We start from the raw sequence: 16338 nt of genomic DNA, 5'->3' as shown, positions 1-16338 counted from the left end.
CCCTTCCAGCCTCAGCGGTACTGGGTGGAGCGCGCGACCTCCGCCGTCGCGGGCGGGGCGCACGACGAGGACGAGGCGCGGCTGTGGCAGGCGATCGAGGACAACGACGTCGCCACGCTGGCCGGCACGCTCGGCCTGGACGGCGAGGACGCCGCCGCGGCGCTCCGCCCGGCCCTGCCCGCCCTGTCGGAGTGGCGGCGCAAGCACCGCGAGCAGAGTGAGCTGGACTCCGGCCGCTACCGGATCACGTGGAAGAACGTCCGGGTCCCCGCCTCCGCCGGCCCGTCCGGCACCTGGCTGCTGCTGGTCCCGGAGGCGCACTCCGGCTCGCCGGCGGCCGACGCCGTCGTGAGCGCCCTCGAAGGCCGCGGCGCCACGGTGGTGCGTCAGGCCGTCGACGCGCCGCGCGCCACGAAGGAGACGCTCACCGCCCACCTCGCCGAGGCCGAGCCGGCGGGCGTGGTGAGCCTGCTGGGTCTCGACGAGTCGCCGCACGCGGAGTTCGCGGCCGTACCGGCCGGGCTGTCGGCCACCACGGCCCTCATCCAGGCCATGGCCGACACCGGGACCACGCCGCTGTGGTCACTCACCCAGGGCGCCGTCGCCACCACCGCCGCCGACCCTCTCACCAACCCCGTCCAGGCGCAGGTCTGGGGCCTGGGACGCGTCGCGGCACTCGAACACCCCAAACTCTGGGGCGGCCTCGTCGACCTCCCCGCCACCATCGACCGGACCACCTCCGACCGGCTGGCCGCGCTGCTCGCTCCGGGGCAGCCCGAGGACCAGGTCGCCGTCCGTTCCTCGGCGGTCTGGGCGCGGCGCCTGGAGCACGCGCCGCCCGGAGAGCACGGACCGGGTCCCGGCTGGAAGCCCACCGGCACGACGCTGATCACCGGCGGTACCGGCGGCATCGGCGCCCACCTCGCCCGCTGGCTCGCCGCCGCCGGCGCACCCCACCTCATCCTCACCGGCCGCCGCGGACCAGAGGCCCCGGGCGCGGACGAGCTGGTGCGGGAACTCAAGGACCTGGGCGCCGGCGTCACCATCGCCGCCTGCGACGCCGCCGACCGCGCGCAGGTCGAGGAGACACTGCGGCTCGTCCCCGCGGACCAGCCCCTGACCACGGTCGTCCACGCGGCCGGGGTGACGAGCTACGTCCCGATCGCCGACCTCACCCCGGCGACGCTCAGCGAGGTTCTCGGCCCCAAGTCCTACGGCGCCGCGCACCTGCACGAGCTGACCCGGGACCACCCGGTCACCACCTTCCTGATGTTCTCCTCCGGCGCGGCCACCTGGGGCAGCGGGCAGCAGGGCGCCTACGCGGCCGCCAACCACTACCTCGACGCCCTCGCCCAGCACCGCCGTACGCGTCATCAGGCCGGCACGTCGCTGGCCTGGGGGCTCTGGAGCGACGTCGGGATGGTCGCCGACCAGGCCTCCACCGACTTCCTGTCCCGCTTCGGCATCCGCCCCCTCCATCCCGACCTGGCCACGAAGGCCCTCCACCAGGCCGTCACCGCCGGCACGACCACCCTCACCATCGCCGACGTCGACTGGGCCCAGTTCACGCCCACCTTCACCACCGCACGCCCGGCGCCCCTGCTCACCGACCTCCCGGAGAACCGGCAGGCCGCCGCCGCGCCGGGCGGCGGCGCGGTGACGCCCCTGGTCGAGGAGCTCACCGCGGCGTCGGCCGCCCAGCGGGCACAGCTGCTCCTGCAGCACGTGCAGACCCAGACGGCCGCCACCCTCGGTCTTCCGTCACGCGACGCCGTACCCCCGCACAAGCCGTTCCAGGAGCTCGGCTTCGACTCGCTCACCGCCGTCCAGCTGCGCAACCAGCTCAATGCCAGCACCGGACTCCACCTCCCGACCACCCTGGTCTTCGACCAGCCCACGCCCCATGAGCTCGCCGAGTACCTGCACGGCGAGCTCGTCGACCAGGACACGCCCACCGAGGGCTCGATCCTGGCCACGCTCGACCGATGGGAGGCGGCGTGCGCGTCGGACGAGGTGGACGCCGCCTCGCGCCGGCGGATCGCCGTACGGATGCGATCCCTGCTGACCACCTTGACCGGTGACCCGGCCGCCTCGCGCGGCGACCTGGAGACGGCGACGGCGGACGACATGTTCGAGCTCATCTCCAAAGAGTTCGGTAAGTCCTGACCGCCCATGCCTCGAAGGAGCCCGACCGCATGTCGACCGAGGAAAAGCTTCTCGAAAATCTCAAGTGGGTCACCGCGGAGCTGCGGGCGGCACGCGAACGTCTGGACAAGCTGGAGTCGGCCGAGCCCGAACCGATCGCGATCATCGGCATGGCCTGCCGGTTTCCCGGCGGGGTACGGTCCGCGGAGGACCTCTGGCGGCTGGTGACCGACGGCGCGGACGTCATCTCCGCATTCCCGACGGACCGGGGCTGGGACCTGGACACGCTGTTCGACCCGGATCCGGAGAACCCCGGCACCAGCTACGTACGCGACGGCGGGTTCCTGTACGACGCCGGGGAGTTCGACGCGGCGTTCTTCGGCATCAGCCCGCGCGAGGCGATCGCCATGGACCCCCAGCAGCGGCTCCTCCTGGAGACCGCGTGGGAGGCGGCGGAGCGGGCGGGGCTGAACCGCGCGGCGCTGGCGGGCAGCGACACCGGGGTGTTCACCGGCGTCAGCGCGCACGACTACATGATGCTCGTCCCCCAGACGTCCAGCGACGTCGAGGGCTACATCGGCACGGGCAACCTCGGCAGCGTGGCGTCCGGCCGCATTTCCTACACCTTCGGGCTGGAGGGCCCCGCGACGACGGTGGACACCGCCTGCTCGTCGTCGCTGGTCGCGATCCACCTGGCCTCACAGGCGCTGCGCGACGGCGACTGCTCGCTCGCGCTGGCCGGGGGCGCGACCATCATGGCCACGCCCGGCGCGTTCACCGAGTTCTCCCGGCAGCGCGGCGTTGCACCCGACGGCAGGGCCAAGCCGTTCGCCGACGCCGCCGACGGCACGGGCTGGGCCGAGGGCGTCGGGCTGATCATGCTGGAGCGGCTGTCGGACGCCGAACGCAACGGCCGCCGGATCCTGGCGGTGATCCGCGGCTCGGCGGTCAACCAGGACGGCACCAGCAACGGCCTGACCGCGCCCAACGGCCCCTCGCAGGAACGCGTGATCCGCCAGGCGCTCGCGAACGCGGGACTGTCCCCCACCGAACTGGACGCCGTCGAGGCCCACGGCACCGGGACCACTCTCGGCGACCCCATCGAGGCCCAGGCCCTCCTCGCCACGTACGGGCAGAACCGCTCCGACGGCGAGCCTCTGTGGCTCGGCTCGATCAAGTCCAACATGGGCCACACCCAGGCCGCGGCGGGCGTGGCCGGGGTCATCAAGATGGTCATGGCCATCCGGAACGGCCTCCTCCCCGCCTCCCTGCACATCGACCGGCCCAGCCGGCACGTCGACTGGGACTCCGGCGGCGTACGCCTGCTGGCCGAGCACACTCCGTGGCCCGAGACCGGCCGCCCGCGCCGCGCGGGCATCTCCGCGTTCGGCATCTCCGGCACCAACGCCCATCTCATCGTCGAGCAGGCCCCCGAGACGTCCGAGGCGCCCGAGCCGGCCTCCCCCGGCGGCCTCACCCCCTGGGTCCTTTCCGGCCACACCGCCCAGGCACTGCGCGCGCAGGCCGGGCGCCTGACCGAGCACGTCACCGCCCGCTCCGGCCTGTCCCCCGCCGAGATCGGCTGGTCCCTGGTCACGACGCGGTCGGACTTCGACCATCGAGCGGTGGTCGCGGGCCGGGACCCGTACGCGGGCCTGGCGGCGCTGGCACGCGGTGAGGCACACCCCGACGTGGTGCACGGCCAGGTGGGCCCGGCCGGGCCCGGCCCGGTGCTGGTGTTCCCCGGCCAGGGCTCGCAGTGGGCCGGCATGGGCGCCCGGTTGCTGGAGGAGTCACCGGCCTTCGCAGCGCGCATGGCCGAGTGCGAACAGGCCCTGGCCCCGTACGTCGACTGGTCGCTCTCCGAGGTGATCCGCGGCGACGGCTCCGAACTGTCACGCGTCGACGTCGTACAGCCCGCGCTGTGGGCGGTCATGGTCTCCCTCGCCGCGGTATGGGCCGAGTACGGCGTCACCCCCGCGGCGGTCGTCGGGCACAGCCAGGGCGAGATGGCCGCCGCCTGCGTCGCGGGAGCGCTGTCGATCGAGGACGCCGCCAAGGTCGTGGCGTTGCGCAGCAGGGCGATCCGCCGGCTGTCCGGCCAGGGCGCCATGGCCTCCCTCGGCATCGGCGCCGACCAGGCCGAACCGCTGCTCGTCGACGGCGTCACGGTGGCCGCGGTCAACAGCCCCTCGTCCACCGTCATCTCCGGCCCGCCCGACCGGGTACGTCAGGTGGTGGCGACCGCCCAGGAACAGGGAGTGCGGGCGCGGATGGTCGACGTGGACTACGCCTCCCACGGCCCTCAGGTCGACCAGATCACCGATGAGCTCACCGAGACCCTCGCGGGGATCACCCCGTCCGAGGCCGAGATCTCGTTCTACTCCACGCTCACCGGAACCCGGATCGACACCGCGACGCTGGACACCGCGTACTGGATCAGCAATCTGCGCCGGCCCGTACGGTTCGCCGACGCGATCGGGAACCTGCTCGCCGACGGTTACCGGATCTTCATCGAGGCGAGCCCCCACCCGGTGCTGACGCCGGGCGTCGAAGAGTGCGCCGAGCAGGCCGGCACCACGGCCGTGGCCGTCCCCACGCTGCGGCGCGACGACGGCGACCTGACGCAGCTCGCGCGTGCCCTCGCCCAGGCCCACGGCAACGGCGCCGTCATCGACTGGACCCGCTGGTATCCCGCCGACCCGCCGCCCCGCGTCGTCGACCTCCCCACCTACTCCTTCCAGCGCGAACGCTACTGGCTGGAGCCGCCCGCGGCCGGGCAGCCCGGCGCCGGCGGGGACGACCCCGTCGAGACGAAGCTGTGGCAGGCGATCGAGAACAACGACATCGACGCGCTGACCGACACCCTGCGACTGGACGACGAGGAGAGCGTCGCGGCGCTCCGCCCTGCGCTGCCCGCGCTGTCGGAGTGGCGGCGGGAGCACCGCGAGCGGCGGACGATCGACTCCTGGCGGTACGAGATCGCCTGGAAGCACGTCTCCGACCTCACCGCGCCCGCGGTCGCCGGCACGTGGCTGGTGCTCGTCCCGGCGGCGCATTCGGACCACCCCGCCGTGCACGTCGTACTGCGGGCGCTGGGCGCCGGCGGGGCCACCGCCGCGCGTCACACGCTCGAGCGGCACGAACTCGACCGTGAGACGCTCACCGGCCGGCTGGCGGAGTTCGCCTCCGACGTGGAGCCCGCGGGCGTGGTGAGCCTGCTCGGCCTGGACGAGTCGCCGCACGCGGAGTTCGCGGCCGTACCGGCCGGGCTGTCGGCCACCACGGCCCTCATCCAGGCCATGACCGACACCGACCTCACGGCGCCCCTGTGGTCCGTGACCCAGGGCGCCGTCGCCACCACCGCCGCCGACCCCCTCACCAGCCCCATCCAGGCGCAGGTCTGGGGCCTGGGACGCGTCGCGGCGCTCGAACACCCCAAACTCTGGGGCGGCCTCATCGACCTGCCCGCCACGATCGACCAGCGCACGGCGGCCCGGGTGGCCTCCGTCCTGACCCCCGGCCAGCCGGAGGACCAGGTGGCGATCCGGCCCACGGGCGTGCTGGCACGCCGGATGCGGCACGCGCCCGCCACGCCGAGCCTGCCCGCCGGCTGGAAACCCACCGGCACGACGTTGATCACCGGTGGCACCGGCGGCATCGGCGCCCACCTCGCCCGCTGGCTCGCCGCCGCCGGCGCACCCCACCTCATCCTCACCGGCCGCCGCGGACCGGACGCCCCCGGCGCCACCGAGCTGGCCGAGGAGATCCGGGGCCTGGGCGGCACCGTCACCGTCGCCGCCTGCGACGCCGCCGACCGCGCCCAGCTCGAGGAGACACTGCGGCAGGTCCCCGCGGACCAGCCCCTGACCACCATCTTCCACGCGGCCGGGGTGCCCAACTACATCCCGATCGCCAATCTCACCCCCGCCGACCTGCGCGACGTCCTCGGCCCCAAGTCGCACGCCGCCGCGCACCTGCACGAGCTGACCCGGGACCACCCGGTCACCACCTTCCTGATGTTCTCCTCCGGGGCCGCCACCTGGGGCAGCGGGCAGCAGGGCGCCTACGCGGCCGCCAACCACTACCTCGACGCCCTCGCCCAGCACCGCCACGCCGCCCGGCAGCCGGCCACCTCCATCGCGTGGGGCCCGTGGAGCCAGGCCGGAATCGCCGCGGACGAGACCACGCTGGCGTTCTTCTCCCGCTTCGGCCTGGGCCCGATCCACCCCGACCTGGCCACCAAGGCCCTCCACCACGCCATCACGGCCGGCGCCACCAACCTCAGCGTCGCCAACTTCGACTGGGCTCAGTTCACGCCCACCTTCACCACCGCGCGCCCGGCCCCTCTCCTCGCCGACCTCCCGGAGAACCGGCGGCCCGCGACCGCGCCGAGCGGACCCAAGGCGAGCACCGCCGTGACGCCCCTCGGGCAGCAGCTCGAGAGCGCGTCGCCGTCGCAGCGCCACCAGATCCTGCTCAACCACGTGCGCACGGAGGCGGCCGCGACGCTCGGGCACTCCGGGGCGGACGCGATCCCGGCGAACAAGCCGTTCCAGGAGCTCGGCTTCGACTCGCTCACCGCCGTCCAGCTCCGCAACCAGCTGAGCCAGACGACCGGGCTCGAACTGCCGGTCACGATGCTCTTCGACCACCCGACGCCGCAGGATCTCGCCGAGTACATCAAGGCCGAGCTGCTCGGCGAGCGGCCGGCGGAGGCGCCGGCCGTCACCCCGGTGCGCGCCACCGGGTCCGGCGGGGACGACGACGAGCCGATCGCGATCGTCGGCATGGCGTGCCGCTATCCGGGAGGGGTGCGGTCGGCCGACGACCTCTGGGACCTGGTCGTCGAGGGCCGGGACGCGATCGGGGAGTTCCCGACGGACCGGGGCTGGGACCTGAAGGCCCTGTTCGACCCCGACCGCGGCAAGCCGGGCACCAGCTACGTACGCGAAGGCGGGTTCGTCTACGACGCGGACGAGTTCGACGCCGCGTTCTTCGGCATCAGCCCGCGCGAGGCCATCGCGATGGACCCCCAGCAGCGGCTCCTCCTGGAGACCGCGTGGAAGACCATCGAGAACGCCGGCATCAACCGCGAGACCCTCGACGGCAGCGACACCGGAGTCTTCGCCGGGCTCACCATCTTCGACTACCTGACGCTCGTCGGAAAACGGTTCAACGAGGTCGAGGGCTACATGGGCACCGGCAACCTGGGTTGCGTGGCGTCCGGCCGCATCTCCTACATCATGGGCCTGGTGGGTCCGGCCGTGACGGTGGACACCGGATGCTCGGCCTCGCTGGTCGCGATGCACATGGCCTGCCGGGCGCTGCGGCAGCGCGAGTGCTCGCTCGCGCTGGCCGGGGGCGCGACCGTGATGGCCACGCCGGTCTCGTTCGTGGAGTTCTCGCGGCAGCGCGGGATCGCCCTCGACGCCCGCTGCAAGCCCTTCGCCGACGCCGCCGACGGCACGAGCTGGAGCGAGGGCGTCGGGCTCGTCATGCTCGAACGGCTCTCCGACGCCCAGCGCAACGGCCACCGGATCCTCGCCGTGGTCCGCGGTTCGGCCATCAACCAGGACGGCACCAGCAACGGCCTGACCGCGCCCAACGGCCCCTCGCAGGAGCGGGTCATCCGGCAGGCGCTCGCCAACGCAGGGACGTCGCCGGACGAGCTGGACGTGGTGGAGGCCCACGGCACCGGGACCACGCTGGGCGACCCGATCGAGGCCCGGGCGCTCCTGGCCACCTACGGGCGGCAGCGCCCGGCGGACCGGCCGCTGTGGCTCGGCTCGATCAAATCCAACATCGGCCACACCCAGGCGGCCGCCGGTGTGGCCGGGGTCATCAAGATGGTCATGGCCATGCGGAACGGCCTTCTCCCCGCCTCCCTGCACATCGACCGGCCCAGTGACCACGTCGACTGGGACTCCGGCGCCGTACGCCTGCTCGCCGAGCACACCCCCTGGCCGGAGACCGGCCGGCCGCGCCGCGCGGGCATCTCCGCGTTCGGCATCTCCGGCACCAACGCCCACCTCATCCTCGAACAGGCGCCCGACGAGCCCGAGACCCCGCGGCCGCCGTCCGGCGACCGCCCCGTGCCCTGGGTGGTCTCCGGCCACAACGGCCAGGCCCTGCACGCGCAGGCCCGGCGGCTGGCCGGCCACATCGCCGCCGACCCTGACCTGTCCCCCGCCGACATCGGCTGGTCCCTGGTCGAGACGCGGTCGGCGTTCGACCACCGCGCCGTGGTCGTCGGCGAGGACCGGGAACGGCTGCTGGGCTCCCTGCGCACGCTGGCCGACGGCGAGCCGGACGCCGGCGTCGTGACGGGCGTGGCGGACACGACCGGAGCGGGACCCGTCCTGGTGTTCCCCGGGCAGGGTTCGCAGTGGGCCGGCATGGGCGCCCGGCTGATCGACGAGTCGCCGGTCTTCGCCGCCCGCATGGCCGAGTGCGAGCAGGCCCTCGCCCCGTACGTGGACTGGTCGCTCGCCGACGTGATCCGCGGCGACGGCTCCGAGCTGGCCCGCGTGGACGTCGTGCAGCCGGTGCTCTGGGCCGTCATGGTGTCATTGGCCGCCGTCTGGGCCGACCACGGCGTCGTCCCGGCCGCGGTGATCGGGCACAGCCAGGGAGAGATCGCCGCCGCCTGCGTCGCCGGAGCCCTTTCCATCGAGGACGCCGCCAAGATCGTCGCGGTCCGCAGCAAGGCCCTGCGCCGGCTCTCGGGCGGAGGCGCGATGGCCTCCCTCGGCGTCGGCGAGGAACGCGCGGCCGAACTGCTGGCCCAGACCCCGGACGTCACGGTCGCCGCGGTCAACGGCCCGTCCGCCACCGTGATCTCCGGCCCGCCCGACCAGGTCGCCGCCGTCGTCGCCGACGCCCAGGCCCAGGACCTGCGGGCCCGGGTGATCGACGTCGACTACGCCTCCCACGGCCCGCAGATCGACCAGATCACCGGCGAGCTGACCACCGCGCTGGACGGGGTGACGCCCCAGGAGGCGCGGGTCACGTTCTACTCCACCGTCACCGCCGCGCCCCACGACACCGCCGGCCTGGACACCGCTTACTGGATCACCAACCTGCGCCGGCCCGTACGGTTCGCCGACACCGTCGCCGCGCTGCTGGCCGACGGCCACCGCCTGTTCATCGAGGCCAGCCCCCACCCGGTGCTGACGCCGGGCATCGAGGAGTGCATCGACCTGGCCCGTACGGACGGCGCCGCCCTGCCCACGCTCCGCCGCGACCACGGCGGCACGGAGCAGCTCATCCGGGCGCTCGGGCAGGCGTTCGCCGCGGGAGCCGAGGTGGACTGGACGCCCCGGTTCCCCGCCGACCCGCCGCCGCGGAGGATCCCGCTGCCCTCGTACGCCTTCCAGCGGCGGCGCTACTGGCTGGACGCGCCCGCCTACACCGCCGGTGACCCGGTGGGCCTCGGCCTGACCGCCGCCGGGCACCCTCTGCTGGGCGCCGCGGTGGAGCCGGCCGGCGAGGAGACCCTGCTGTTCACCGGCCGGGTCTCCCAGGACTCCCACGCGTGGCTGGCCGAGCACCGGGTGATGGGCAGCGTCCTGCTGCCCGGCTCCGCCTTCGTCGAGCTGGCCCTGTACGCCGCGGCGCGAGCGGGCTGCGACCACCTGGCCGAGCTCACGCTGGAGAGCCCGCTGGTCGTGGGCGACGACGACGCCGTCGAGCTGCAGGTCGTCGTCGGCTCGCCGGACGAGACCGGGATGCGGCCCATCAGCGTCCACTCCCGGCCGACCGGCGAGGACGAGGACGAGGAGCCCGCCTGGACGCGGCACGCGACCGGCCTGCTCTCGCCCGAGCGGCCGCAGGACCCGCCCGCCGGTCTCGACGGCGCGTGGCCCCCTCCCGGGGCCGAACCGATCACCACCGGGGACCCCTACGACGAGCTGGCCGCGGCCGGTCACGAGTACGGTCCCGCCACACGGGCGCTCGTCGCCGCGTGGCGGCTGGGCGATGAGGTCTACGCCGAGGTGACGCTGCCCGAGGGGGAACGGGCACGTGCCGCCGACTACGGCGTCCACCCGGTCCTCCTCGACGCCACCATGCACGCGCTGCTGCTGGACGCCGGCGCGGCGGCGGGCGACACCGACGAGGTCCTGCTGCCGTTCTCGTGGACCGGGCTGCGCCTGCACGCGACCGCCGCCACCACGCTCCGGGTACGGATCACCCGCGGGGCGCCGGACCGGCTCGCCCTCACCGCCGCCGACCCCACCGGCGCGCCGGTGATCACCCTGGAGTCGCTGATCGTACGGCCGGTCTCCGCCGGCCGGATCGCCCGCGCCCGGAACGACGACGCGCTGTTCCGGCTCGACTGGACGCCGCTCACCGTCCCCGCCGGCGTATCCGCCTTCCGGTACGCGGTGCTCGCGCCCGACGGCGGCGCGCTGGCCCGGGCCATGCCCGACGCGGCCGTGTACGGCGACCTGGCCGGGCTCCGCGCGGCCGCCGAGGCCGGAGATCCCGTGGCCGACGAGGTCATCGCCGTCGTCGCGGGCCCGCAGGACGGGGACGACCCGCTCGACCGGCTCCGGCGGACCGGCGCCGAGCTGCTCTCGCTGCTCCAGGACTGGTTCGGCGACCCCCTGTTCGACGGCGCGCGGCTCGTCGTGGCCACCCACCAAGCGGTCGCGACCCGCCCCGGCGACGACGTCGGCGACCTGGCCGGCGCGACGCTGTGGGGCCTGGTGCGCAGCGCGCAGATCGAGTTCCCGGGACGGCTGGTCCTGCTCGACCTCGACGGGCAGGACGTCTCCCACCTCGCCGTCCGTGAGGCCCTGGCCTCGGAAGAGCCGCAGCTGGCGCTGCGCGACGGCGACGCGTTCGTCCCGCGTATGGTCCGCCACGAACGGGAGGAGGGGCTCGTCCCGTCCTCGCCGCTGGATCCCGAGGGCACCGTGCTGATCACCGGCGGCACCGGCGCGCTCGGCGCGCTGTGCGCCCGCCACCTGGTCGCCGCGCACGGCGTGCGCAGGCTCCTGCTCGTCGGCAGCCGCGGGCTCCACGCTCCCGGCGCCGCCGACCTGGCCGCCGAGCTGACCGCCCAGGGCGCGGAGGTCACCGTCGCCGCCTGCGACGTCGGCGATCGTGGCGCGCTGGCCGGCCTGCTGGCGGCCGTCCCCGGCGAGCACCCGCTCACCGCCGTCGTGCACGCCGCCGGCATCGTCGACGACGCCACCATCCAGTCGATGACCCCCGATCAGCTCGACGCCGTGCTGCGCGTCAAGGCCGACGGGGCGGCCCACCTGCACGAGCTGACCCGCGACCTGGACCTGTCGGCGTTCGTGCTGTACTCCTCGGTCGCGGGGCTGATCGGCGGCGCGGGCCAGGGCTCCTACACCGCGGCCAACGCCTTCCTCGACGCGTTCGCCCAGCACCGGCACGCCCTCGGCCTGCCGGCGACGTCCCTGGCCTGGGGGCTCTGGGAGCAGGAGACGGGCATGTGGGGACAGCTCACCGAGGCGGACCGCGTCCGCCACACCCGTACGGGCGTCATCGGGCTGAGCGCCGAGCAGGCCCTGTCCCTGTTCGACGTCGCGCTGGCCGACGACCGGCCGCTGCTCGCGCCCGTCCGCCTGGACCTGGCGCAGATACGCCGCCAGGCGCAGACCCACGAGGCGCCGGCCGTGCTGCGCCGGCTCCTTCGCGGCGCGGCACCGCAGGGGGGCGCGCCGGCCTCGCCCGACCTGGCCCGCCGGCTGGCCACGATGTCCGACGCCGACCGGGAGCGGACGGTCCTGGACCTGGTGCTCGCCAACGTCGGGACGGTGCTGGGGCACGAGGACGCCGACACGGTCGCCCCCGCGCAGCGGTTCCAGGAGCTGGGCTTCGACTCGCTGACCGCCCTCGAACTGCGCAACCGGCTCTCCGCCGCCACCGGGCTGCGGCTGCCGGCCACGCTCATCTTCGACCACCCCGGCCCGGGGGCCCTCGCCCACCATCTGCTCGCCGAGCTCGACCCGCCGGAGGCCGACCCGCTCGCCCCCATGCTCGGCGAGGTGGACCGGCTGGAACGCTCTCTGCTGGCCGTCGCCGGCCGCGACGACGCGGCCCGTGAGGCGCTGACCAGACGGCTGCAGGACACCCTGCTGCGGATGGAGGAGCAGGGCGGCGTCGCGGTGAAGGAGAAGACCGACACCGACCGCCTGGAGACCGCCACCGCCGACGAGATCCTGGACTTCATCGACCGCGACCTCGGACGAGGCACGAACACGGGAGAGACGAGTTGGACAGCGCGCTGATCAGTGAGCGAGGCCGCAAGGAACTGGCGCTGGAGCACTGCCGTCGCGTGAACGCCGGGGACGTGGAGGCGCTCCTGGAGCTGTACGGCGACGACGTCGCGTTCGCCGATCCCGTCGGCTGGGAGCGGCGGACCGGCCGGGACGCCCTGCGCGCCCACTTCGAGGAGGCATTCGCCGCGGGCCTGCGGGAGGTCCCCGGCGAGCCGACCGCGGCGCAGGACGGCGCGCACGCCTTCATCCCGATCACCGCGACCATGGACTACCTCCCCCTGGGTCCCGTCTTCGCCGAACGCGGCTGGCTGGTCCCCCCGGCAGACCCCGCGGGCAAGCGCCTGCGGCGCAACTCCATGCTGCTGCTCCGGGTGGATGAGACCGGCCTGATCCGCGAGGCGCAGGTGTTCTGGGGTAAATCCGACATCGAAGTCATCGACTGATCCGCCGGCCGACCTAGGAGGAGGTGCCCATGCCCGACGAGGCGTTCCGCAAGGAGATGGCCGAGGAGTACGCACGGCTGCTGAACGAAGGCGACGTGGAAGGCGCCCTGGACCTGTTCACCGACGACGTCGTGTTCGAGGACCCGGTGGGCCGGCCGCCGACGATCGGCAGGGAGGCCCTGCGCAGGCACCTGGTCATGTCCGTCGAGAACCAGGTGCACGAGACGCCCCAGGAGTCGGTGACGTCGATGTGCGGCCGGTTCGTCGTCACGCGCACGAAGGTGGTCCTGCGCACCCCTGCGGTGATGAACTTCCACATCATCGGCATCGTGGAGTTCAACGAAGAGGGTCTGGGCCACCACGTACGGGCGTTCTGGGGAATGACCGACCTGTCCCTCGGCGAGGGACGCCGCGCCGACCCCGCCCCGCAGGCGGTGTGACCGGTCATCGGTGATCCTGGTCGCCTCCGGTCCCCCAGCGGGCGCGGAGGACGCCGTCCTCGTCGGGCAGGACGGCGGCGAGCAGCGGAGGCCGTTCGCCGTCGTAGGAGAGGGCCGTCGCCGCGCGTGCGCCGTCGGGCAGGCCGGGGCTCGCCTCGTCCGTGACGCGGTGGCGGATCCGCCCGTCCCGGTCCTCCCAGACCAGCCGTGTCAGGCGATCGCCGGGCAGTGAGGCGAGCACCGCGGCCGGATCGGCGGACAGGCCCGGCCACACGGACACGCGGACCCGGGGCGCGAGCCGCGCCCGGACCTCCTCGATCCCGCCTACGACGAGCCGGTGCCAGCGGGAGACGCCCGAGACGGGGTTCTCCTCCAGGAGACCCGCCCGGCCGGTCGCGACGAGCGCGGCCACCCGTTCCCAGAACGCGCCGTCGGCGGGACGCCGCTCGTCCGCCTCCAGGTCCACCTCGTACGGCGACCGCGCGAGCCGCTCGGGGAACAGGCCGAGCGCGCGCGTACGGGCCGGCGCGCGTTCGCACGGGCGGGCGGCGCCGACGTACACGTACTGGTCCCAGCCGACGTGTACCGAGAACCGGCCCTCGACCTCCAGCCGGCACCAGACGCCGCTCTCGCGCAGCATCCCCCGTACCAGCTCCAGCCCCACCTCGACCGAGACCTCCGCGCCGTCGTGATAGCCGGACAGCCCGTCGGGGAACAGACCGGCGAGGCCGTTCCCCGAGACCGGCGACTCGAGGCCCAGGTCGAACAGCCCGGGTTCGCGGACGAACAGCCGCCGGATGCCTGCGTCGGCGGTGAAGGCGGCCACCGCCTCCAGATAGGCCGCCTCGACCGGACCGTGGTCGCTGACGTCGTCCTCGGCACCGACGTAGTGTCCGTGCTCGTCGCGGTCCGCCGGGTCGTACTTGGTGACCCGGTACACATACGGCAGCACGCCGGTGATCCTGCCACGAAGGCCGGTCAGGCGCCGAGGTCGCGGTCGATCAGGGCGAACATTTCGTCGGCCGTCGCCGCCTCCAGGTCCGCCTCGTCGTCGTCGGCGGTGACGGCGCTGTCCGTGTACCTCCACAGCAGGGTCTGCAGCCGGTCGACCAGGCCGCTGCGCCGCAGGTCCTCCGGCGGCAGCACGGCCAGCGCCGCCTCCAGATCGTCCAGGCGGCCGAGGGCCGGAAGCGCCGCCCCGGCGTCCGCCGGCAGCACCTCGGCCAGCAGCCAGCGCGCCAGGGCGTCCGGCGACGGGCGGTCGAACACCAGCGTGGCCGGCAGCCGCAGCCCGGTCGCGGTCCGCAGGCCGTTCCGCAGCTCGACCGCCGCGAGCGAGTCGAAGCCCAGGTCCTTGAACGGGCGCTGCGGATCCACCGCCTCCGCGCCCGCGTACCGCAGCACGCTCGCCACGTGCGAGCGCACCAGCGTCAGCACCGCGCCGTGCCGCTCGGCCTCGGGCCGCGCCGCGAGCTCCCGCCGCAGCGCCTCGGTCGCCTCCGCCGCGCCGTCGTCGTCCTCCCGCGCGGCCTCGATCACCTCCAGCGCCGCGGGCACCTCGTCGAACAGCCGCGTACGGCGCTCGCCGGTGAACAGCGGCGCGAACCGCTGCCACGCGACGTCGGCGATGACGGTGTACGGGTCGTCCCGCTCCAGGATCCGGTGCAGGGCGGCGAACGCCAGCCGGGGGTCCAGTGGCGGCAGCCCCTGGCGCCGGGCGCGCTCGATGTGCGGGCGCGCCTGCCCGGCCTGCCCCTCCTCGTCGTCCGGTACGTCCCACAGGCCCCAGGCCACCGAGACGGCGTGTACGCCCTCGGCCCGGCGCCGCTGGGCCAGGGCTTCCAGGTGCGCGTTCGCGGCCGCGTACGCGCCGTGGTCCCGGCCGCCCCAGACGGCCGCGATCGAGGAGAAGTAGATGATGGTGTCGCCGGGGCCCAGGCGGCAGCTGTCCTCGACCTCCAGGACGCGGTCCACGTCCGCGCGGATCGCCTCGGCCAGCGCCGCCGGGTCCGTCTCGGCCAGGGATGCCGGCTCACCGGAGACCGAGGCGTGCACGAGCGTTCCGATGGCGACGTCGGCCGGGACCTCGTCGACGACGGTCACGCCCGGGGTCACAGGTGCCTCCGCCCCGGCGGGGTCGAGGAGGAAGACGGGCTCGGCGCCCTGGCCGGCCAGCCACCGCGCGACCAGCACGGCCGGTCCGCCGCCGGTGACGAGCGCGGCGCCGCCCAGGCGCCGGTCCGGGGACGGCTCACCGGCCCCGAGCGGGTCCTCCACCAGCCGCCGCCCGAACACTCCGGCCGGGCGGAGCGCCGCCTCGTCCTCGCGTGCGAGCGCGGTACGGAACCGCGCCGGGTCGAGATCGTCCGGCGTGGGCGGCAGGTCGACGAGCCCGCCCCAGACGGTGGGATGCTCGACGGCCGCCACCCGGCCGAGCCCCCACAGCCGCGCCTGGGCGGGATGCTCCGGGACGCCGTCATCGCCGGCCGCGACCGCGCCGCGCGTCGCCACGTGCAGGGTCGCCTCCGTCCCGGCGCCGGCCATGGCGTGGAGAAGCGTGAGGGTGCTCGCGAACCCTGGAAGGCCGTCCTCGCGCTCGTCGAGGGCGAGCAGCGACAGCACGCGCGCCGGCGGTGTCTCCTCTTCCAGCAGGGCGGCGGTGAGGTCGGCCGGGTCGAGGTGACGCACCGTGTCGCCGCCGGCCTCCAGCGCGGCGGTGCACGCCCGTGCCCAGTCCTCGGCGGCTCCCGGCGGCCGGACGACGAGCCACGATCCGGCCGGTACGTCGTCGTCGGGGAGGTCGACCGGCCGCCACTCGACGCGGTGGCGCCAGGAGTCGACCGCGGATCGGTCACGGCGCTCACGCCGCCACCGGGACAGCGCCGGGAGGACCGCGTCGAGGGAGGCGTCGTCGACGCCGAGCGTGCCCGCGAGCCCGCTCGCGTCCGCCTGCTCGACCGCCGCCCAGAACCGCGCCTCCTCCTCGTCCACCGGCCCGGCGGCCGAGACGGGCGGCGCGACGTCCGGCAGCCAGTACCGCTGGTGCTGGAAGGA

Annotated in this window: 6 protein-coding genes; 4 read left to right on the top strand and 2 right to left on the bottom strand. The window is 74.7% G+C overall.

The window, feature by feature from the left end; translation table 11 throughout:
• The 4 genes from QWU11_RS46780 to QWU11_RS46765 form a co-directional block, all read left to right on the top strand.
• On the top strand, positions 1 to 2166 hold a 2166-nt coding region (locus QWU11_RS46780), incomplete at its 5' end, for an SDR family NAD(P)-dependent oxidoreductase (protein WP_290121082.1).
• A gap of 29 nt (positions 2167 to 2195) precedes the next feature.
• A complete protein-coding gene (locus tag QWU11_RS46775) occupies positions 2196 to 12410 on the top strand; it encodes a type I polyketide synthase (RefSeq protein WP_290121081.1) in 10215 nt (3404 codons plus the stop codon).
• Positions 12395 to 12844 (top strand): nuclear transport factor 2 family protein, encoded by a 450-nt coding sequence (locus QWU11_RS46770; protein ID WP_290121080.1) that lies wholly within the window; start codon positions 12395 to 12397, stop codon positions 12842 to 12844. Before QWU11_RS46775 ends, QWU11_RS46770 begins: the two co-directional genes overlap by 16 nt.
• A gap of 29 nt (positions 12845 to 12873) precedes the next feature.
• Positions 12874 to 13284: a nuclear transport factor 2 family protein gene (locus QWU11_RS46765; protein WP_290121079.1), complete on the top strand. Its 411-nt coding sequence runs from the start codon at positions 12874 to 12876 to the stop codon at positions 13282 to 13284.
• A 4-nt stretch (positions 13285 to 13288) separates the two neighbouring features.
• Here the strand turns inward: QWU11_RS46765 and QWU11_RS46760 are convergent, their stop codons facing one another.
• Both QWU11_RS46760 and QWU11_RS46755 read right to left on the bottom strand, forming a co-directional pair.
• Positions 13289 to 14236: an RNA-binding protein gene (locus QWU11_RS46760; protein WP_290121078.1), complete on the bottom strand. Its 948-nt coding sequence runs from the start codon at positions 14234 to 14236 to the stop codon at positions 13289 to 13291.
• Positions 14237 to 14262: 26 nt separating this feature from the next.
• Positions 14263 to 16338: KR domain-containing protein (locus tag QWU11_RS46755; RefSeq protein WP_290121077.1), on the bottom strand; the 2076-nt coding region annotated here is incomplete at its 5' end.

The organism is Actinomadura sp. DC4 (assembly GCF_030406325.1).
Classification (GTDB): domain Bacteria; phylum Actinomycetota; class Actinomycetes; order Streptosporangiales; family Streptosporangiaceae; genus Actinoallomurus.
This window is presented reverse-complemented; position numbering and strand designations above follow the sequence as displayed.